This is a genomic window from Pseudomonas sp. zjy_15 (genome assembly GCF_043101865.1).
GTDB lineage: Bacteria > Pseudomonadota > Gammaproteobacteria > Pseudomonadales > Pseudomonadaceae > Aquipseudomonas > Aquipseudomonas putida_Y.
Window position 1 is genome coordinate 1 of record NZ_JBICII010000103.1, and the last position, 19020, is coordinate 19020.

At 63.5% G+C, this 19020-nt stretch carries 23 protein-coding genes; 9 read left to right on the forward strand and 14 right to left on the reverse strand.

All coding sequences use genetic code 11. From position 1 onward, the window contains the following. Nucleotides 1-396 precede the first annotated feature (396 nt). The gene (locus tag ACF8EF_RS18995) at nucleotides 397-2268 is read left to right on the forward strand and encodes a TonB-dependent receptor domain-containing protein (RefSeq protein WP_392461584.1); all 1872 of its coding nucleotides are present in this window, start codon (nucleotides 397-399) and stop codon (nucleotides 2266-2268) included. On the opposite strand, the gene ACF8EF_RS19000 is transcribed toward ACF8EF_RS18995, so the two are convergent. The 12 genes from ACF8EF_RS19000 to nrdR all read right to left on the reverse strand — a co-directional run bounded on the left by ACF8EF_RS19000 (nucleotide 2246) and on the right by nrdR (nucleotide 10999). Beyond that, the gene (locus ACF8EF_RS19000; RefSeq protein WP_176684358.1) at nucleotides 2246-3058 is read right to left on the reverse strand and encodes a cobalamin-binding protein; all 813 of its coding nucleotides are present in this window, start codon (nucleotides 3056-3058) and stop codon (nucleotides 2246-2248) included. The genes ACF8EF_RS18995 and ACF8EF_RS19000 overlap by 23 nt on opposite strands. Beyond that, on the reverse strand, nucleotides 3058-3477 hold the full coding sequence (locus ACF8EF_RS19005; protein ID WP_176684357.1) for an MFS transporter: 420 nt from the start codon (nucleotides 3475-3477) through the stop codon (nucleotides 3058-3060). Before ACF8EF_RS19005 ends, ACF8EF_RS19000 begins: the two co-directional genes overlap by 1 nt. Further along, nucleotides 3474-4091, reverse strand: a complete 618-nt coding sequence (gene ribA, locus ACF8EF_RS19010) for a GTP cyclohydrolase II (RefSeq protein WP_003255389.1) — start codon at nucleotides 4089-4091, stop codon at nucleotides 3474-3476. The genes ACF8EF_RS19005 and ribA overlap by 4 nt, the downstream gene beginning before the upstream one ends. Nucleotides 4092-4271: 180 nt before the next feature. Continuing rightward, complete coding sequence (locus ACF8EF_RS19015) at nucleotides 4272-5015, reverse strand: ABC transporter substrate-binding protein (protein WP_176684356.1); 744 nt, start codon at nucleotides 5013-5015, stop codon at nucleotides 4272-4274. A 16-nt stretch (nucleotides 5016-5031) separates the two neighbouring features. After that, nucleotides 5032-5535 (reverse strand): phosphatidylglycerophosphatase A, encoded by a 504-nt coding sequence (locus ACF8EF_RS19020; protein ID WP_028697792.1) that lies wholly within the window; start codon nucleotides 5533-5535, stop codon nucleotides 5032-5034. Beyond that, nucleotides 5532-6500, reverse strand: a complete 969-nt coding sequence (gene thiL, locus ACF8EF_RS19025) for a thiamine-phosphate kinase (RefSeq protein ID WP_392461586.1) — start codon at nucleotides 6498-6500, stop codon at nucleotides 5532-5534. The genes ACF8EF_RS19020 and thiL overlap by 4 nt, the downstream gene beginning before the upstream one ends. A gap of 18 nt (nucleotides 6501-6518) precedes the next feature. Further along, complete coding sequence (gene nusB / locus ACF8EF_RS19030; RefSeq protein WP_003255393.1) at nucleotides 6519-7019, reverse strand: transcription antitermination factor NusB; 501 nt, start codon at nucleotides 7017-7019, stop codon at nucleotides 6519-6521. Next, entirely contained in the window at nucleotides 7016-7492 is a 477-nt protein-coding gene (gene ribE, locus ACF8EF_RS19035; RefSeq protein WP_003255395.1) for a 6,7-dimethyl-8-ribityllumazine synthase, read from the reverse strand. The genes nusB and ribE overlap by 4 nt, the downstream gene beginning before the upstream one ends. 91 nt (nucleotides 7493-7583) lie before the next feature. Continuing rightward, a complete protein-coding gene (gene ribBA / locus ACF8EF_RS19040; protein ID WP_209968241.1) occupies nucleotides 7584-8675 on the reverse strand; it encodes a bifunctional 3,4-dihydroxy-2-butanone-4-phosphate synthase/GTP cyclohydrolase II in 1092 nt (363 codons plus the stop codon). Between the two features lie 18 nt (nucleotides 8676-8693). Further along, the gene (locus ACF8EF_RS19045; RefSeq protein ID WP_003255399.1) at nucleotides 8694-9359 is read right to left on the reverse strand and encodes a riboflavin synthase; all 666 of its coding nucleotides are present in this window, start codon (nucleotides 9357-9359) and stop codon (nucleotides 8694-8696) included. Nucleotides 9360-9401: 42 nt separating this feature from the next. Continuing rightward, nucleotides 9402-10532, reverse strand: coding sequence for a bifunctional diaminohydroxyphosphoribosylaminopyrimidine deaminase/5-amino-6-(5-phosphoribosylamino)uracil reductase RibD (gene ribD / locus ACF8EF_RS19050; RefSeq protein WP_339443320.1), 1131 nt, complete (start codon nucleotides 10530-10532; stop codon nucleotides 9402-9404). A gap of 2 nt (nucleotides 10533-10534) precedes the next feature. Then, nucleotides 10535-10999 carry a transcriptional regulator NrdR gene (gene nrdR / locus ACF8EF_RS19055; protein WP_003255402.1) on the reverse strand — a complete coding sequence of 155 codons (465 nt, stop codon included), beginning with the start codon at nucleotides 10997-10999 and terminating at the stop codon, nucleotides 10535-10537. 106 nt (nucleotides 11000-11105) lie between these two features. Between nrdR and ACF8EF_RS19060 the strand changes: the two genes are divergently transcribed. Genes ACF8EF_RS19060 through trxA form a run of 3 tightly spaced genes read left to right on the forward strand, consistent with a single transcriptional unit; the run spans nucleotide 11106 to nucleotide 13116 of the window. Next, a complete protein-coding gene (locus tag ACF8EF_RS19060) occupies nucleotides 11106-11552 on the forward strand; it encodes a YbaY family lipoprotein (protein ID WP_339535389.1) in 447 nt (148 codons plus the stop codon). Further along, nucleotides 11553-12212 carry a 50S ribosomal protein L11 methyltransferase gene (locus ACF8EF_RS19065; RefSeq protein ID WP_176684351.1) on the forward strand — a complete coding sequence of 220 codons (660 nt, stop codon included), beginning with the start codon at nucleotides 11553-11555 and terminating at the stop codon, nucleotides 12210-12212. It abuts the gene before it with no gap. A gap of 31 nt (nucleotides 12213-12243) precedes the next feature. Next, a complete protein-coding gene (gene trxA / locus ACF8EF_RS19070) occupies nucleotides 12244-13116 on the forward strand; it encodes a thioredoxin (RefSeq protein WP_176684350.1) in 873 nt (290 codons plus the stop codon). Between the two features lie 151 nt (nucleotides 13117-13267). On the opposite strand, the gene ACF8EF_RS19075 is transcribed toward trxA, so the two are convergent. Next, complete coding sequence (locus ACF8EF_RS19075; RefSeq protein ID WP_392461588.1) at nucleotides 13268-13612, reverse strand: hypothetical protein; 345 nt, start codon at nucleotides 13610-13612, stop codon at nucleotides 13268-13270. 130 nt (nucleotides 13613-13742) lie between these two features. Between ACF8EF_RS19075 and ACF8EF_RS19080 the strand changes: the two genes are divergently transcribed. The 5 genes from ACF8EF_RS19080 to ACF8EF_RS19100 all read left to right on the forward strand — a co-directional run bounded on the left by ACF8EF_RS19080 (nucleotide 13743) and on the right by ACF8EF_RS19100 (nucleotide 17738). Further along, nucleotides 13743-14330, forward strand: coding sequence for a DUF2796 domain-containing protein (locus ACF8EF_RS19080; RefSeq protein WP_392461590.1), 588 nt, complete (start codon nucleotides 13743-13745; stop codon nucleotides 14328-14330). Further along, nucleotides 14331-15041, forward strand: a complete 711-nt coding sequence (locus ACF8EF_RS19085; RefSeq protein ID WP_176684347.1) for an ABC transporter ATP-binding protein — start codon at nucleotides 14331-14333, stop codon at nucleotides 15039-15041. Beyond that, the gene (locus ACF8EF_RS19090) at nucleotides 15041-16306 is read left to right on the forward strand and encodes an ABC transporter permease (protein WP_392461592.1); all 1266 of its coding nucleotides are present in this window, start codon (nucleotides 15041-15043) and stop codon (nucleotides 16304-16306) included. Before ACF8EF_RS19085 ends, ACF8EF_RS19090 begins: the two co-directional genes overlap by 1 nt. Before the next feature lie 126 nt (nucleotides 16307-16432). Beyond that, the gene (locus tag ACF8EF_RS19095) at nucleotides 16433-16945 is read left to right on the forward strand and encodes a DUF3299 domain-containing protein (RefSeq protein ID WP_209968269.1); all 513 of its coding nucleotides are present in this window, start codon (nucleotides 16433-16435) and stop codon (nucleotides 16943-16945) included. Between the two features lie 109 nt (nucleotides 16946-17054). Next, a complete protein-coding gene (locus ACF8EF_RS19100) occupies nucleotides 17055-17738 on the forward strand; it encodes an OmpW family protein (RefSeq protein WP_021783920.1) in 684 nt (227 codons plus the stop codon). Here the strand turns inward: ACF8EF_RS19100 and ACF8EF_RS19105 are convergent. Further along, nucleotides 17726-18931: an MFS transporter gene (locus tag ACF8EF_RS19105; protein WP_392461594.1), complete on the reverse strand. Its 1206-nt coding sequence runs from the start codon at nucleotides 18929-18931 to the stop codon at nucleotides 17726-17728. The genes ACF8EF_RS19100 and ACF8EF_RS19105 overlap by 13 nt on opposite strands. Nucleotides 18932-19020: the final 89 nt, after the last annotated feature.

The window sequence follows — 19020 nt, forward strand, 5'->3', positions numbered from 1 at the left end:
GGTAGCGGCGGCAACGGTGAACGGCTGGTGGAAATTGGCCTGCAGGACCGGCCCTTTCGCGGGTGAACCCGCTCCTACGACGGCCTGCGCCCGATTACCGATGTGTGCCCACTGTAGGAGCGGGTTTACTCGCGAACACGGTAGCGGCGGCAACGGTGAACGGCTGGTGGAAATTGGCCTGCAGGACCGGCCCTTTCGCGGGTGAACCCGCTCCTACGACGGCCTGCGCCCGATCACCGTTGTGTGCCCACTGTAGGAGCGGGTTTACCCGCGAATACGGTAGCAGCGGCAACGGTGAACGGCTGATGAAAATTGGTCAGCAGGACCGGCCCTTTCGCGGGTGAACCCGCTCCTACGGGGACAGCACAGTGCTGTGAAAACTCTTTGGAACTGCCCATGAAAAAATTTGCCTGTACCACGATTCTCTGTGCCCCTACATTCCTTCTGGCCGCTGAGCGCGACGACGCCCTCAAGCTCCCCGACGTGCTGATCAGCGCCAGCCGTCAGGTCGAATCGCGAACCGCCACCAGTGCCGCCAACACGGTTTTCACCCGCTCCGACATCGACCGCCTGCAACCCACCAGCGTCACTGACCTGCTCTCCCGCGTACCGGGCGTGCAAGTGGCACCTACCGGTGGCCGTGGCAGCCTGCCGGGCATCTTTATCCGTGGCACCAAGGCGGCGCAAAGCCTGGTGCTGGTCGATGGCGTACGTATCGCCAATGCCACTTCGGGCGACAGCGGCCTGCAGTTTCTGGACGTCGATCAGATCGAGCGGGTTGAAGTGCTGCGTGGCTCGCGCTCGGCGGTGTACGGCAGCGATGCCATTGGCGGGGTTATTCAGATCTTCACCCGCCGCAGCAATGGCCCCGGCCTGCAGCCACGCCTGCGCATGGCCGCCGGCAGCAACCAGACATTCCAACGCAGCCTGGGGCTTTCTGGCGGCAACGACTCGACCCGCTTCAACCTTGGCGCCAGCCTGGATGAAACTGCCGGTATCGACTCGACCGGGCCATCCTTCGCCAGCGATGGTGACCACGACGCCTACCGCAACAAGGCGGTGAACCTGAGCCTGAGCCACACCTTCGGTGAGCGTTTCGAGGTCGGCCTGAACCTGCTCGACAGCCGTGGTCGCAGCGAGTACGACAACCCGTTCGGTGGCTTCGACCCGGTCACCTTCGAAAGCTTCGGTCAACAACCCTACACCGACTTCAGCGTCAGCAGCCTGGGCAGCTACTTTGACGTTCAGTTCACCGAAACCTGGCATTCACGCCTTGAACTGGCACATAGCGAGAACCGGGACGACAAACGCGACAAGCTCAGCGCTGAGCGCTTCGTGTTCAACACCTACCGCGATCAGGCTACCTGGCAGAACGACCTGTCCATCGGCGAACGGAACACCGTACTGATCGGTGGCGACTGGTACGAAGACCGCGTACACGGCAGTACCGACTTCACTGAGGACAGCCGCTGGAACCGTGCCGTGTTCGCCCAGCACCGCTACCAGGGCGAGCCGTTTTCCACTGAGCTGGGCGTGCGCCATGACCGCAACCAACAGTTTGGTGGCCAGACCACCTGGAGCGGCAGCCTGACCGTACCGCTGAACGCGAACAACGATGTGCTGCTGTCATACAGCGAAGGCTTCCGCGCTCCGACGTTCAACGACCTGTATTACCCACAGTTCAGCAACCCGAACCTGGACCCAGAGCACTCCAGAAGCTACGAGCTGCAATGGCGCAGCCAGCTGAGTACAGAGAGTCGGCTGGAGACTTCGCTGTACCGCACCGATCTGCGCGACGCGATCATCTTTGGCCAGGACTCGATACCCCGTAACGTCGCCTCGGCACGAATCAATGGGGTGGAAATGGCACTAGCGCAGCAATGGGGCGCCTGGCACAGCCAGCTTGGCCTGGCGCTGATCGACCCACGCGACCGCGAGACCGGCCATACCCTCGCCCGCCGAGCCCGCCGCTCCTTGAGCCTGGACCTTGACCGTGAGTTCGGGCGTTTCAGCGTGGGTGCCAGCTGGCAGGCGGTCAGCAGCAGTTATGACGATGAGGCCAACCGTAACCGCATCGGTGGCTATGGCCTGCTTGGTTTGCGCGGCAGTTGGGCGGCTAGCGATGAACTGGAACTCGAAGCCAAACTGGATAACCTGCTGGACCGCAACTACAGCCGCGCCCTTTACAGCTACGAGGGCACGTATCACCCTTACCGCGAAGAAGGCCGCACTGTGCTCTTCAGCGTCACCTGGACGCCGGCGCTTTAGCGTCCAGCAACGCACACAAGCGGGCGGTGGCTTCGATCATCTGCCCGCTGGGACGCTCCAGCCCTTTGTCCGGCACCACCAGCAGGCGCCCATCAGCAACCGCCCGAATCTGCGGCCAGGCCTTCCAGCTGGCCAGTTGCGCCTCATCGGCTGCCAGGATGACCTGCGGATTACGCAGCAGCACGGACTCCACATTCACTTGCGGCGCGGGCTGGGCAAGGTCAGCGAACACATTGCGCGCCCCGCACACGGCCAAGGCGTCGGTCACCACCTGGCGGCCACCGAGCGTGTACAGCGGCCGATCCCAGACTTGATAAAACACCTGCAAGGGCTCGTCACGCCGATACTGTTGGCGCAGCTGCTGCAGCCGCTCACGCAGGGCTCGCGCGTACGAATGGCCCTGCTCGGCCCGCCCGATACGCCCGGCAATGGCCTCGATCTGCTCAATCAACTGGTCGATGTCATGGGGTTCGGCGCTGAAGGTGGCAATACCCAGGCGCTTGAGTTGGTCACGCTGGGCCGGTGGCACACTGCCTGGCCACAGCAGCAACAGATCGGGGCGCAGGCTGAGCAGGCGCTCCATGTCCAGTTGCCCCTGGCGCCCGACCGAAGGCAAGTGGCGCAGCGCAGCCGGCCGGTCGCCGCCATCCAGCACGCCCACCAGCAGGTCGTCGGCCTGCAGCTCAAGCATGATCTCGCTCATCGAGGGGGCCAGGCTGACGACACGCAGCGGTTCGGCAGCCTGTACGGTGCAGGCGAACAACGCCAGCAGGCCAGGTAGCAGTCGCATCAGCCCAACTGGCGCGGAATGCGATAGAGGTACAGCACTACAACCGTCGACAATGCGAGCAGGATCTGCGGCACCGCCTCCAGGCCGACCAGCACCGACAGTGCGGCGACCCAAGCCGGGAAGCAGGCATACAGCATGGCCACGCGCCGTACCCGTGCCAGTTCGATCCAGGCAGTGGGCTCTTCACCCGTACCGAGCACTTTGGAGGTGGCAATAAGTGCGCGCTTATAGGCGCCGAAGCGCGGCAGGCTGAGAAACATGGTGGCCGCACCGGCGATGAATAGCGGCATGGCCAACACCGGAGGCAGCGCATCGCCTCCCCCAAAGGCCCAAGCCATGACTGGCAACGGTACCAGGCCCACCGCCAGGTACTGCCACCAGGCCAGTGCCAGGCGCCGCTTGACCTCGGCGCGGGTCACGCCTGGGGCACCTCGCCCTGGTGTTCGTTGCCCAGCATGTGGCCCAACTTGCCGGCCTTGGTCGCCAGGTAGTAGCGGTTGTGCGGGTTATGCCCGGTGTGCAGCGGCACACGCTCGGCAACCACGATGTTCATGTCGGTCAGGGCTTTGACCTTGCGCGGATTGTTGGTCATCAGGCGCAGCGACTTGACGCCCAGGTGCTCGAGCATCGGCAGGCATATGGCGTAGTCACGCTGGTCGGCAGCGAAGCCCAGGCGCTCGTTGGCTTCGACGGTGTCGGCGCCGCCATCTTGCAGCTCGTAGGCGCGTATCTTGTTCAGCAGGCCGATGCCACGGCCTTCCTGACGCAGGTACAACAGCACCCCACGGCCTTCGCGGGCGATGGCCTGCAGCGCGGCTTCAAGCTGCGAGCCGCAGTCGCAGCGCTGGCTGAACAGTGCATCGCCGGTCAGGCACTCGGAATGCAGGCGCCCCAGTACCGGCTGGCCGTCCGCGATATCACCCAGGCTGAGCACCACATGCTCACGGCCTGTAGCTTCGTCGAGGAAGCCATGCATGGTGAAGGTCGCGAAGGGCGTCGGGAGTTTAGAGGCGGCAACAAAGACGACGGGCACGTTGTGCTCCTGGAATAAGTAGGAATTTTCTCGTGGGCCGATTGTATCAGCAGGTTGGGGGATGTGGGCTGGCTGTATACGGTGGGTTAAGATCGAAAAGTTCGATACTTATTGAAAGCCACCGCTCAATCACAAGCCCGCTGCCACAGAGAACCGCGATCTACCTCAATGTATTCGGCCTCAGTGCGGGCGACTGTCCGCGTTGAACGGATAGGGCTGTTTCCAGTGCTCGAAAATCGGCTTCAGTTCGCCGCTACGTACCAGCTCTTTCATGCGCTTGTCGAACAGATCGCGCAGGGCCCTGGCCTGGTCGTTACGGGCAAAGGCCAGGTACAACGGCAACTCGGCCACATGGGTACGCCGAAAGCGCTCGGGCTGGGGGGCTTGCCCGAGCACGTAGTCCACCTCGGTCAGTGCGTCGATGTAGTAGTCCACCCGGTCATGCTCGAGCATCGGCAAAATGCCCTCGCGACGCTGGATTTCGCGGAACTCGTGCACATTGGGCAAGTAGCTGCCGTAATCATAGCCACGCACCCAGGCCAACCGGTACTTGCCGATGGTCTCCAGCGTAGGCGCAGGCTTGCTGGCCAGCCCCAAGGCATAGATATGGTCCATGTCGAAGTGCCAGCGCGGGTACAGATTGTCGTCGTTTTCTTCCTTGTACGAGCCAACCCAGGCATCAGCCTCGCCGCGCCTGACCAGGCCAACCGCCCGGCTGTAGGGCGCGCTCTGGGTGACCACCTCGACTCCGGCCGGCTCGAACACTTTGCGCAGCACATCCCAGGCCACCCCGGTACCGTCGGCGTTGGTGTAGTCGAGCCACTCCTCGCTAACCAGATGGATCTGTTTCGGCATGCTCTCGGCAGCCGCCACCCACGGGGCAACACTCAGCAGCATTGCCAGCAGTACAGTCCTTATGGCCATTCACGCACTCCCTGTTTCAGGCAACCGCCCACACCAGAACCTGCATGCCCAGCCAGGCAAACACGCCGGCCAGGATATCGTCGAGCATGATGCCGACGCCCCCGTGCACATGGCGGTCGATCCAGCGGATCGGCCACGGCTTGAGGATGTCGAAGAAGCGGAACAGCAGGAACCCTGCCAACAGCCACTGCCAGCCCTCCGGCACCAGCCAGAGGGTGATCCACATGCCGACAATCTCGTCCCAGACAATGCCTTCATGGTCGTGTACGCGCAAGTCATTGGCAACTTTGCCACACAACCAGAAGCCAAACAGCATGCTCACGCCGAGCAACAGCCAGTAACCCCAGTCGGGCAGCATCTGCCACAGCGGGATGAACGGTATGGCCACCAGCGAGCCCCAGGTACCCGGCGCCTTGGGCAAGGTGCCAGAACCAAAGCCAAAAGCGATGAAGTGCCACGGGTTGCGCCAGACCGAAGGCGGAACGAACTCCGCAGGCACCTGATTGGGGTGATCGGTCACGGTATCTCCCTGAAGTGTTGATAGCCCCGCTGAACGGGAGTGATGTCCTGGCCCTGCGCGTCGCGCAAGGTCACGCCTTGCCCTTCGAGCACACGGCCGACGGTATGCACTTCGATAAAATCGAAGGCTGCCAAGGGCGCCAGCGCCTCGGGTGGCAAGGTGAAGGCCAGTACGTAGTCGTCGCCACCGGTAAGCGCCGCCTTCACCGCTGCTTCCCGGCCGAGGAAGGCCTCCAGAGCAGGAGACACTGGCACTTGCGCCAGGTTCACCTCCAACGCGACACCGGATGCCTTGGCAATATGCCCACAGTCGGCGAGCAACCCGTCGGAGATGTCCAGCGCCGCCGTGGCCCGGCCACGCAGCAGGGCACCGAGTGTGAGCTGCGGCATCGGTGACCAGTAATGGGCCAGCAGCGGTTCGGCCTGCGCGGCAGGCGCCTCGCGCTCACCCAGCACCAGCGGCAATGCACCGGCGGCCTTGCCCAGCGAACCACCGACACACAACAGGTCACCCGGCCTTGCACCGCTGCGGCGCAAGGCCTGGCCAGCTGGCACGCGGCCGAACACGGTCACAGTGATACTCAGCGGGCCGCGCGTAGTGTCACCACCGATCAGGCTCATGCGACAACGGTGGGCCATGCGACCAAGGCCGTCGGCAAAGGCCGCCAGCCAGTCAGGGCCAACGTCAGGCAGGGTCAGTGCGAGGGTAAAGCCGATTGCAGTCGCACCCATGGCTGCCAGGTCACTGGCCGCCACGGCCAACGAACGCTGGCCAAGCAGCAACGGATCGCAAACAGCAGGAAAGTGCACCCCGGCGACCAGGGTATCGGTCGACACCGCCAGTTGCTCACCGGGGGGAAGGTCCAGCAGGGCGCAGTCGTCACCGATACCCAGCGCCACGCCCTCGCCGCCCTGCGCACAAGGCGCAGCGGCGAAGTAATGGTTGATCAGCTCGAACTCACCCATGGCCAGGCAGCGCCAGGATCAGCGCTTGTTCGCCTTGACTTCTGCTTCACGCAGCGCCGGGGCGAGCTTGTCCAGTACGCCGTTGACGAACTTGTGGCCGTCAGTGGCACCGAAGACCTTGGCCAGTTCCACACCTTCGTTGATCACGACGCGGTACGGCACGTCGACGCGCTTGATCAGCTCCCAGGTGGACAGGCGCAGCACGGCCAGCTCGACCGGGTCGAGCTCTTCCAGTGCGATGGTCATGCAAGGCACCAGCGCCTTGTCGATTTCGCCCTTGATTGCCGGGACCCCATGCAGGATCTCGCGGAAATAGGCACCGTCGACATCGGTGAAATCGTTATCCACCCGGAACTGCGCTTCGATCTCGTTCAGCGAATGCTGGGCCATGTGCCACTGGTAGAGGGCCTGGGTCGCGAGCTTGCGGGCTTCGCGGCGCTTGGCGCTCTTCGAGGGCTTGCCGGCATCCGCAGGTTTTGGATCGCGCGGGTTGAAACGATCGCTTTCGTCGCTAATCACTTGGCCTCCAACTGCGCCAGCAGGCTGACCATTTCCAGTGCGGACAGGGCAGCTTCAGCACCTTTGTTGCCGGCTTTGGTGCCAGAACGCTCGATGGCTTGCTCGATGGAGTCGACGGTCAGTACGCCGAAGGCCACCGGAACACCGAACTCCATGGACACCTGGGCCAGGCCCTTGGTGCATTCGCCCGCCACGTATTCGAAATGCGGGGTACCGCCACGGATCACGGCGCCCAGGGCGATGATCGCGTCGTAGGCGCCTTGCTGGGCGACCTTCTGTGCCACCAGCGGGATCTCGAATGCACCCGGGGCACGGATGATGGTGATGTCGCTTTCGCTGACACCATGGCGTACCAGGGCGTCAACGGCACCGCTTACCAGGCTTTCGACAACGAAGCTGTTGAAGCGGCCAACCACCAAAGCATAGCGACCTTTGGGGGCGATGAAGGTACCTTCGATGGTCTTCAGGGTCATTCCGATATTCTCATCTTCAAGAGCGAGGCCGCATACAAGCGGCCTCGACAGGGGTCTGGACTCGAGCAGAGGGCGTCAATGCCGCCTCAAGTCACTCGGAGGGCACGTATTCTACAACTTCCAGATCGAATCCGGATATCGCGTTGAACTTCATCGGCGAACTCATCAGGCGCATCTTGCGCACGCCGAGGTCGCGCAGGATCTGCGAACCGGCACCCACAGTGCTGTAGGTGGTCGGGGCCTTGGTCGGCGCATCGCCCGCACTTTCGCGGATGTGCGCCAGCAGCACGTCGCCGTCCAGTGGGTGGCCCAGCAGCAAGACCACACCGCTGCCGGCCTCGGCCACGGCGGCCATGGCCGCGCGCAGGCTCCAGCGACCTGGCTGTTTGACCAGCAGCAGGTCACGCAGTGGGTCCATATTGTGTACCCGTACCAAGGTCGGCTCTTCGGCGCAGATCTTGCCCAGGGTCAAGGCCATGTGCACGTCGCCTTCGACCGCGTCACGGTAGGTGACCAGGTTGAACTCACCCAGCTCGCTCTCCACCGATTGCTCGGAAACACGCTGCACGGTGCGTTCGTGGATCATGCGGTAGTGGATCAGGTCGGCGATGGTGCCGATCTTCAGGCCGTGCTCGGCGGCGAACACTTCCAGTTCGGCGCGGCGCGACATGGTGCCGTCGTCGTTCATCACTTCGCAGATCACGCCGCTTGGCTCGAAACCGGCCATGCGCGCCAGGTCACAGGCGGCTTCGGTGTGGCCGGCACGCGCCAGCGTACCGCCTGGCTGGGCCATCAGCGGGAAGATGTGACCTGGGCTGACGATGTCTTCGGCCTTGGCGTCCTTGGCAGCAGCAGCCTGCACAGTGCGTGCGCGGTCGGCGGCGGAAATACCGGTGGTGACGCCTTCGGCGGCTTCGATCGACACGGTGAACTTGGTGCCGAAGCCCGAGCCGTTGCGCGGTGCCATCAGCGGCAGCTTCAGCGTTTCGCAACGCTCGCGGGTCATCGGCATGCAGATCAGGCCACGGGCGTGCTTGGCCATGAAGTTGATGTGCTCGGGCTGGCAGCATTCGGCCGCCATGATGATATCGCCTTCGTTCTCACGGTCTTCGTCATCCATCAAGATGACCATTTTGCCCTGGCGGATGTCTTCGACCAGTTCTTCGATGCTGTTGAGCGCCACGCGGCACCCCCTTCTCAATCAGGATTTCAAGAAGCCATTGGCGGCCAGGAAGCTTTCGGTAATGCCACTGCCCTTGCTCGGTTCGGCGGCCTTGTCACCCAGTAGCAAGCGCTCCAGGTAACGGGCCAGCAGGTCGACCTCAAGGTTTACCCGACGCCCTGCACGGTAATCGGCCATGATGGTTTCGGACAGAGTGTGCGGGACAATGGTCAGCTCGAACTCGGCGCCATTGACCTCGTTGACCGTCAGGCTGGTGCCGTCGACGGTGATCGAACCCTTGTGGGCGATGTACTTGGCCAGTTCCTTCGGTGCACGCACGCGGAACTGGATGGCGCGAGCGTTATCGCTGCGCGAAATGATTTCGCCGACCCCGTCGACGTGGCCGCTGACCAGGTGCCCGCCCAGGCGGGTGGTGGGCGTCAGGGCTTTCTCCAGGTTGACCTTGCTGCCGCTCTTGAGGTCGATGAAGGCGGTGCGCTTGAGGGTTTCGACGCTGACATCGGCCCAGAAGCCGTCGCCCGGCAGCTCTACGGCCGTAAGGCATACACCGTTGACGGCGATGCTGTCGCCGAGTTTGACGTCCCCCAAGTCGAGCTTGCCGGTTTCTACGTAGACGCGCACGTCACCACCCTTGGGGGTCAGGCTGCGGATGGTGCCAATGGATTCGATGATGCCGGTGAACATGGGGTCTTCCTCAAAAACGGTTTGCGCAGGGCAAGCCCGGCATTATACGCCGGGCGCCGGCAGGGGGATGGCAGTGACCCGCCAGTCATCGCCCACTGCGCGCATTTCGGTAATTTTCAGCCGCGGCGCCTCGCTCATCTTTTCCAGTGGCCAGTCCAGTAATGGGCGGGCGTGGGAGCCGAGGAAGGTGCCGGCGACGAACAGCTGGAACTCATCGACCAGGCCCAGCCTGGCAAAGGCACCCACCAGGCCAGCGCCAGCTTCCAGCAGGATTTCGTTTACGCCGCGGGCGGCCAGGGCCTGCAGCAGCGCCGCAAGGTCGACCTGGCCATTGTCGCCCGGCAAGCTGAGCAATTCGTGGCCGGCAGCGGCATAGCGCGGGTCATCTGCGACAGCAGTCACCACCAGAGCCGGGCCGGCCTGGAAGAACGGCGCAGCCAGTGGCAGGCGCAGGCGGCCATCGACCAACACTCGCAAGGGTGTGCGGCTGAGTGCCTGGGCAGTGGTTTCGGCATCCAGACCCAGCTCGGCGCCACGCACGGTCATGCGTGCGTTATCGGCCAGTACACTGGCGGCGCTGGTCAGCACCACGCTGGAACGGGCGCGCAGGCGCTGTACCGCCGAGCGGGCGGCCGGGCCGGTGATCCACTGGCTTTCACCACTGGCCATGGCGGTGCGGCCATCCAGGCTCATGGCCAGCTTGGCGCGAACGAACGGCAGGCCATGCTCCATGCGCTTGAGGAAGCCTGGGTTGAGGGCGCGAGCCTCGGCTTCGAGCACCCCGCTGGCCACTTCGATTCCGGCTTCGGCCAGGCGCCGCAGGCCCTGTCCCGCCACTTGCGGGTTAGGGTCCTGCATGGCGGCTACTACACGCGCCACGCCGGCCTTGACCAGCGCTTCGGCACACGGCGGCGTACGGCCATGGTGGCTGCATGGTTCCAGGGTGACGTAGGCACAAGCCCCGCGGGCAAGTTCACCCGCCTGACGCAGGGCATGCACTTCGGCATGCGGCTCGCCGGCGCGTACGTGCCAGCCTTCGCCAACCACCTCGCCATCACGTACGATCACGCAGCCGACCCGCGGGTTCGGGTGGGTTGTGTACAGGCCTTTGCGCGCCAGCTCCAGCGCGCGGGCCATGTAGTGGGCGTCTAGGATGGCGGCTTGGCTGGGCATGTTCACTCTTTAGCTGGCTCACGGGCCAGACGGTCGATTTCTTCGCGGAACTCGTCGAGGTCCTGGAAGCGCCGGTACACCGAGGCAAAGCGGATATAGGCCACTTCATCGAGTTTGCGCAACTCGGCCATGACCATTTCACCGACCACCAGCGATTTGACTTCGCGTTCGCCAGTGGCTCGCAGCCGGCTCTTGATGTGCGCCAGCGCGGCTTCCAGGCGCTCGACGCTGACCGGACGCTTTTCCAGCGCCCGCTGCATGCCGGCGCGCAGCTTTTCTTCGTCGAAGGGCTGACGCGTGCCGTCCTGCTTGATCAGCCGGGGCAGCACCAGCTCGGCGGTTTCGAAGGTGGTGAAGCGCTCGCCGCAGGCCACGCATTCACGGCGGCGGCGCACCTGCTCGCCCTCGGCGACGAGGCGAGAGTCGATGACCTTGGTGTCGTTGGCACCGCAAAAGGGACAGTGCATGGTGGCAGGCAACAAAAAAAGGGAGGGCCATGGTAGCGCATTGCACTGGCAAGACAAGCCAAAGGGGTTAACATCCATGGGAAATATGCCCGTGAAGGACTCCCCCATGCACTACCGAGCGCTCGTCGTGCTGTGCTGCGCCGGTCTGCTTGCCGCCTGCGGCAGCGACAGGCCAAAGACCGACAACCCGGCGCCCGCCCCTGCCCGCTCGGCCAAGGCCGAAGTACCGGGTCCGCTGCCGGCCTACCAGCGCGAGCTGAGCGGCACCTTGCTGGAAATCCCGGCAGGTGCCGACGTGGAACTGGCCTTGCTGGTCATCGACGAACGCGACCGTCCGCAGCGCCTGCTGGCAAGCAGCAAGCTGACCGGTACTGGCCAGGCACTGCCCTACCACCTGCGTTTCAACCCCGAAGCCTTCCCGCCCGGTGCCCGAGTCGAACTGCGTGGCCGCGCCAGCAACTCTGGCCAGCTGATCATGCACCTGCCCCCTGTGCGCATTATCCAGGCACAGACCCAGGCCACAGGCCCGCTGCGTTTCGAGAAGGCGCCGTAAGTGGCGCCGCTGGCCCTGCAACAGGCCCTCAGCGGCCTGATCGGCGAAGCGCGCCTGATCGTCAGCGAACTGCCCGATTGCGACCTGAAGCTATGGCTGATCGACGACCAGAACATGGATCGCGCCTTCAGCAGCGAAGAAACCCGGCGCATTCTTGAAGAGCCCCCCTATTGGAGTTTCTGCTGGGCCAGTGGACTGGCAATGGCCCGCTACCTGGCCGAACGCCCGGAGTGGGTGGCGGGCAAGCGCGTGCTGGACTTTGGCGCCGGCTCTGGCATCGCCGGCATTGCTGCTGCACGCGCCGGTGCACTGGAAGTGGTGGCCTGCGACCTCGACCCGCTGGCCCTCGATGCCTGCCGTGCGAATGCAGCACTGAACGGGGTGACACTAAGCTACAGCAGCGATTTCTTTGCCGAGGAAGACCGCTTCGACCTGATCCTGGTTGCCGATGTGCTGTACGACCGCGCCAACCTGCCGCTGCTGGATGCCTTCCTGAGCCGCGGTCGCCAGGCCCTGGTGGCCGACTCGCGAGTACGTGACTTTCGCCACCCGTTGTACCAGCAATTGGGCGTGCTCGAAGCACTGACCCTGCCGGACCTGGCCGAGCCACACGAATTCCGCCGGGTCAGCCTGTACCACGCCAGCCGCGACACCTTATAGTGTTGCCATACACGAGTTTGCGAGAGTCGCGATGACCCAAGACACGCCTTACATTTTCGACGCCACCGATACCACCTTCCAGCAACTGGTGATCGAGAACTCCTTCCACAAGCCGGTGCTGGTAGACTTCTGGGCCGAGTGGTGCGCGCCGTGCAAGGCGCTGATGCCATTGCTGGCAAAGATTGCCGAGGGTTACCAGGGCGAACTGCTGCTGGCCAAGATCAACTGCGACGTGGAGCAACAGGTGGTTGCCCAGTTCGGCATCCGCAGCCTGCCGACAGTGGTGCTGTTCAAGGACGGCCAGCCGGTTGACGGTTTTGCCGGGGCACAACCGGAGTCGGCGATCCGCGCCATGCTCGAGCCGCATGTACAAATGCCAGCCGCGCCCACCGCCTCGCCACTGGAACAGGCTAAGGCGCTGTTTGCCGAAAGCCGTTTTGCCGAAACCGAAGCGCTGTTGCAGGCGCTGCTGGGTGAGGACAACAGCAATGCCGAAGCGCTGATCCTGTATGCCCGCTGCCTGGCCGAGCGTGGCGAGCTGGGCGAAGCGCAAGTGGTGCTGGATGCGGTCAAGACTGACGAACACAAAGCTGCACTGGCCGGTGCCAAGGCCCAGCTGACCTTCCTGCGCCAGGCTGCCAGCCTGCCGGAAGTGGCTGACCTTAAAAGCCGCCTGGCGCAGAACCCGCAAGACGACGAGGCGGCTTATCAGCTGAGCATTCAGCAACTGGCGCGCCAGCAGTACGAGGCGGCGCTGGAAGGGCTGCTGAAGCTGTTCCAGCGTAACCGTGGCTACGAGAACGGGCTGCCGCAAAAGGCGCTGTTGCAGGTGTTCGATTTGCTGGGTGGCGATCACCCGCTGGTTGGTGTTTATCGTCGCAAGCTGTCGGCGGCAATGTTCTGAGTGACCTTGAAGCCTGCGCTGGACCTGTGGGAGCGGGCATGCCCGCGAAGAAACCGACACAGTGGATGGCACCGGCTCTGCCGGTGTTCGCGGGTAAACCCGCTCCTACGGGCGACCGCGCAGACTTTTCAGATTTTGAGCAAGACAGCGCTCACCCGACCCAGTGATAAACCGGCGCATCCACGCCACTCTCCACCTTGACCTCACTGCTGTGCCGCAAACGCACCAGCAGCCGTTTGCCCGCCGCCGTACTCCCGGCCAACCCTTCCAGCCGGTCCAGCAATTCCGGCCCGCTCATCTGTCCTGCCAGGCGCAACACATCACGCGCCGCAGCCCACTGAGCGTCATTCTGGCGCGGCCCGGCCACCGCTGCTGTCGCAGCCGCCTGGGCTACCACCGGCACCTCGGTCTGCCGCCCCAACTGCGCCCACTCTTCAGGCGTAAGCTCGATGGTCAGGTCCACCGGCCAGTCACCAATCTGTCCACGAACTCTCATGATGCATTCCTTGAACTCACGTCAATGCAGCCATGCTACCGCAACATGAAACCTGTGCCACACAGACTGGCGGCAAGCAGAAAAGTTGTTATAACATAACCGAATCTTTCAGCCCGCTCCGGAGTCGTCCATGCGTCGCCTGCTGCTCGCCCTGCCCTTCGCTTTGCTGCCACTGGCCGTTGCCCATGCCCACGATGACCATGATCATGACCACGCCCACGGCTCGCTCGGCGCCCACGAGCATGGCGTGGCCAAGCTCAACGCGGTACTCGATGGCAATACCCTGGAACTGGAGCTGGACAGCCCGGCAATGAACCTGGTCGGCTTCGAGCATGCCGCCAGCAGCGATGCCGACAAGGCCAAAGTTGCCGCCGTGCGCCAGCAACTTGAACAACCACTGAAGCTGTTCGACCTTTCTGCTGCCGCAGACTGCAAGGAAGAGCAGCAGGCGCTGGAAAGCCCTCTGTTCGGTGACGCTTCGAAGGCCGATGACGATGGTGACGAGCATGAACACGAACACGAACACGGCCATCAGCACAGCGACATCGGCGCCCATTATCAGCTGACCTGCGCCAACCCCGACAAACTGACCCAGCTGGACCTGGCGCCGCTGTTCAAGGCCTTCCCCGCCACCCAGAAAATCAACGTGCAACTGATCGGTCCCAATGGCCAGAAAGGCCTGGAATCCACGCCGGCCAAGGCAGCGGTCGCCTTCTGAATGAACCAGCCGTTGATCGATCTGCATGACCTGGTGTTCGCCTGGCCAGGCCACCCGCCGCTGCTGGATATTCCGGCATTGCGCCTGGACGCTGGTGAGGCACTGTTTCTCAAAGGCCCCAGCGGCAGTGGCAAGACGACCTTGCTGGGCCTGCTGGGCGGGGTGAACGTGCCGGACAAGGGTCGCATCCAGCTGCTCGGCCAGGACCTCGGCAGCCTGAGCCAGGGCGCCCGCGATCGTTTTCGGGTCGATCACACAGGGTACATCTTTCAGCAGTTCAACCTGCTGCCGTTCCTCTCGGTACGTGAAAACGTCGAGCTGCCCTGCCGCTTCTCGCGCAGCCGCAAGGCACGCGCCGAGCAGCGCCATGGCAGTGTTGACCAGGCGGCCAGCACGCTGCTGACCCACCTGGGCCTGGGCGACCCTGCCATGCTTGCCCGCCGCGCCGACAGCCTGTCGATCGGCCAGCAGCAGCGGGTCGCCGCCGCCCGCGCACTGATCGGCCAGCCTGAGCTGGTGATTGCCGACGAACCGACCTCGGCTCTGGATGCAGACACCCGCGAAGCGTTCATCCGCCTGCTGTTCGATGAGTGCCGCGCCGCCGGTGCCAGCCTGCTGTTCGTCAGCCACGACCAGAGCCTGGCACCGCTGTTCGACCGCCACCTGTCGCTTGCTGAACTGAACCGTGCCGCCAAGCCCCGGGAGGCCTGATGTACCTGCTCCGCCTTGCCTTGGCCAGCCTGGCCAACCGCCGCTTCACCGCTTTTCTGACCGCCTTCGCCATTGCCCTGTCGGTGTGCCTGCTGCTGGCTGTTGAGCGGGTCCGTACCGAAGCCCGTGCCAGCTTCGCCAGCACCATCAGCGGCACCGACCTGATCGTCGGCGCACGCTCTGGCTCGGTGAACCTGCTGCTGTATTCGGTGTTCCGCATTGGCAACGCGACCAATAACATCCGCTGGGACAGCTTCCAGCACTATGCACAGGACCCACGGGTGAAGTGGGCAATCCCGATCTCGCTGGGCGATTCGCACCGCGGCTACAGAGTGATGGGCACCACCACAGATTACTTCAGCCATTACCAGTACGGCCGCCGCCAGCATCTGCAACTGAGCCAGGGGCGAGAGTTTGCCAACGACCCCTTCGAGGTGGTGCTCGGCGCCGAAGTGGCCGAGGCATTGCACTACAAGCTGGGTGACAGGCTGGTGCTGGCCCACGGTGTGGCCGCAATCAGTCTGGTCAAGCACGACGACAAGCCGTTTACCGTGGTCGGCATACTCAAGCGCACCGGCACACCTGTCGACCGCACCTTGCATATCAGCCTGGGCGGCATGGAGGCGATCCATATCGACTGGCACAACGGCGTACCCGCCCGTGGCGCCGGGCGCATCAGCGCCGAGCAGGCCCGTACGATGGACCTGCAACCTGCTGCCATCACTGCATTCATGCTTGGCCTGAACAGCAAGATCGCAACCTTCAGTCTGCAGAGGGAAATCAACGAATACCGCAGCGAGCCGTTGCTGGCGATCCTGCCTGGGGTCGCCCTGCAAGAGCTGTGGAGCCTGATGGGCACCGCAGAGCAGGCATTGTTCGTGGTGTCACTATTCGTGGTGCTGACCGGTTTGATCGGCATGCTCACGGCGATTCTCACCAGCCTCAACGAACGCCGCCGAGAAATGGCGATCTTGCGCTCGGTCGGGGCCCGGCCTTGGCATATTGCAGGGTTGCTGGTACTGGAAGCACTGTCACTGGCGTCGGTCGGTATCGTGGCAGGGCTTGGCTTGCTATATGCGGGTATCGCCCTGGCACAGGGGTATGTGCAGGCCAACTATGGTTTGTATTTGCCACTGGCTCTGCCAAGTACTCATGAATGGGCCTTGCTGGCTATCATCATGGGGGCCGCGTTGCTGATGGGCAGCGTGCCGGCGTGGCGGGCTTACCGCCAGTCGCTGGCCGACGGCCTGTCCATCCACCTCTGAGTGCGCGTAATGATCAAACACCTCACCGCCTGCCTCGCGGGCACGCCCGCTCCCACAGGGAGCCCCGCAGGCTTCGGACCTTGTGCAGTACCTATGGGAACGGGCATGCCCGCGAAGAGGCCGGCAATGCACATGCTGCTGGCCCTGCTGTTGCTGGTAGCGATGCCTCTGTGGGCCGCCGAACCCAAGGAGCTGGACTGGCCCGCGCTGATCCCTGAAGGTGCACCGGTCATCCCGCCGCAACTGGCTCCGCTGCACGACATGTCACAGCTCAGCAGCGCATTGTCTGCCGAATCCGCCCCGCCCGCGCGCCAGCAGGCGCCCGACGCGCCAGTGGTAAAAAGCCTCGACGGCCAACAGGTCAAACTGCCCGGCTACATCGTGCCCCTGGAGGTCAGCGAGGAAGGCCGCACCACCGAATTCCTGCTGGTCCCTTACTATGGCGCGTGCATCCACGTGCCGCCGCCACCACCGAACCAGATCGTGCATATTTTCAGCGAGATGGGCGTGCGCGTCGAAGACCTCTACCAGCCCTACTGGATCGAGGGAAAGATGCAGGTTAGAGCTTCCAGCAGCGAGCTGGCCGACGCTGGCTACCAAATGGAAGCCGAGAAAATCTACGCTTATGAGCTGAGATGAGAACTGTTTCGAATTCGTGAAGACGCTTCGTTGAGCTGGGTCAAACTTTCCGTTTAACCAGCTCCGTACCATTGGACTACTCGATTAATAACGTCCTTTGGGAGCTTCCATGAACAAGTCCTTGCTGGGTGCCTCGCTTGTGGCCCTTGCGCTCGCCGCCCCTGCCGCCCACGCCTATCAGGCGGGGGACATGATCCTGCGCGCAGGCGCCATCACCACCGCCCCGAACGAGAGCAGCGGCGACCTCAAGTTCGACGGTAACAAGGTGTCGGGCACCAAGGCGACCCTGGACAGCGATACCCAGTTGGGCCTGACCTTTGCCTACATGCTCACCGACCACATCGGCCTGGAGCTGCTGGCAGCTACCCCGTTCAAGCACACTGTCGCCGTAAAAGGTCTGGGCGGCGGGCTGGACGGCAAGCTGGCGGACATCAAGCAACTGCCGCCGACGCTGTCGCTGCAGTACTACCCAATGGAGCCAAATTCGCGCTTCCAGCCGTACGCTGGCGTCGGTATCAACTACACCCTGTTCTTTGACGAAGACTTGAGCAGCGCACGCAAGCAACAAGGCTTCAGCAACCTCAAGCTGCAGGATTCGGTAGGTATCGCCGGCCAACTGGGCATGGACTACATGCTGACCGACAACCTGCTGGTAAACGCCTCGGTCTGGTACGTCGACATCGACACCAAGGCCAGCGTCAACGGCCCGACCGCCCTTGGCTACAGCAAGACCAAGGTCGACGTCGACGTCGACCCGTGGGTATACATGGTCGGCCTAGGCTACAAGTTCTGACCTGAACATTGCAGGGCGGCCTCGGCCGCCCTCGCGCGCTGCAGCCATAGCCAGTAGCACAGCGCGGCGGCACTGATGCCCATGCCAAGCCCACACACCGCAACCCAGCCCCAGTGTGCAAACACCCAGCTCGCCAACACCGCCCCCAAACCGCTGCCCAGCGAATAGCAACACATGTAGGCGCCGATCAAACGGCTAGCCATCGCACCACGTCCGGTCAGCAACAGGCTCTGGTTGGTGACATGCACTGCCTGCACGGCAAAATCCAGCATCAGCACACCCAGCACAAAGGCCAGCAATGAATGCTCGACGAACGCTGTTGGCAGCCACGACAACGTCAGCAGGGCCAACGACACCCCGGTTGTACGCTCACCCCGCCCATGGTCGGCCAGACGCCCGGCATGCGAAGCCGCCAGCGTACCCACGACACCTGCCAGGCCAAACAGGCCGATCTCGGTATGGCTCAGCGCCAGCGGCGCAGCGCTTAGCGGCATGACCATGGCGCTCCAAAGCACGCTGAATGCAGCGAAGATCAATACACCGAACACGCCGCGCTGGCGCAGCAACCTGTCGTGCCGATACAAACTGAACTGGGCCATGATCAGCGCCCGGTAACGCGGCCGGCTCCTCATCGGCTGCCCGCCGGGCAGACTGCGCCACAGCACCAGCGCCAACAACATCAAGAGCCCTGCGGCGACCAGGTACACACTTCGCCAACCGGCCAGGTCGGCAAGCCCGCCCGAAGCCAGCCGTGCCAGCAGAATGCCCAGCACCACACCACTGGTGACAGTGCCTACCGCCTGCCCTTGCTGGCCAGGTGAGGCCAGGCTCGCGGCATGAGCCACCATCACCTGCACCATGACGGCCATCAACCCGGTGATAGCCAGAGCCAGCAGCAATATTGCCCAGTTCGGCGCCATGCCAACGCCGACCAGCGCAAGCGCCGAGAACAGCAACTGGCCAAGCAACAGACGTTTACGGTCGACCAAGTCCCCGAGCGGCACAATCAGTAGCAGCCCCAGGGCGTAGCCCGCCTGGGTCGCGCCGACTACCCAGCCAATCTGCTGCTGCGCCACCCCCAACTCAGCAGCCATCGACTCAAGCAGCGGTTGAGCGAAGTACACCGTCGCCACAGCCATCGCACTGGTGGTGGCAAGCAACAGGGTTATCCAGCGTGTCAGCGAAGGTATCATCGGGCAAGCCTCTGGAATCTGGTTTCAATTTGAAACCACACGCTGGCTATTTAACAAAAGTGGTTTTAATCTGCAACCAGATAATCAAG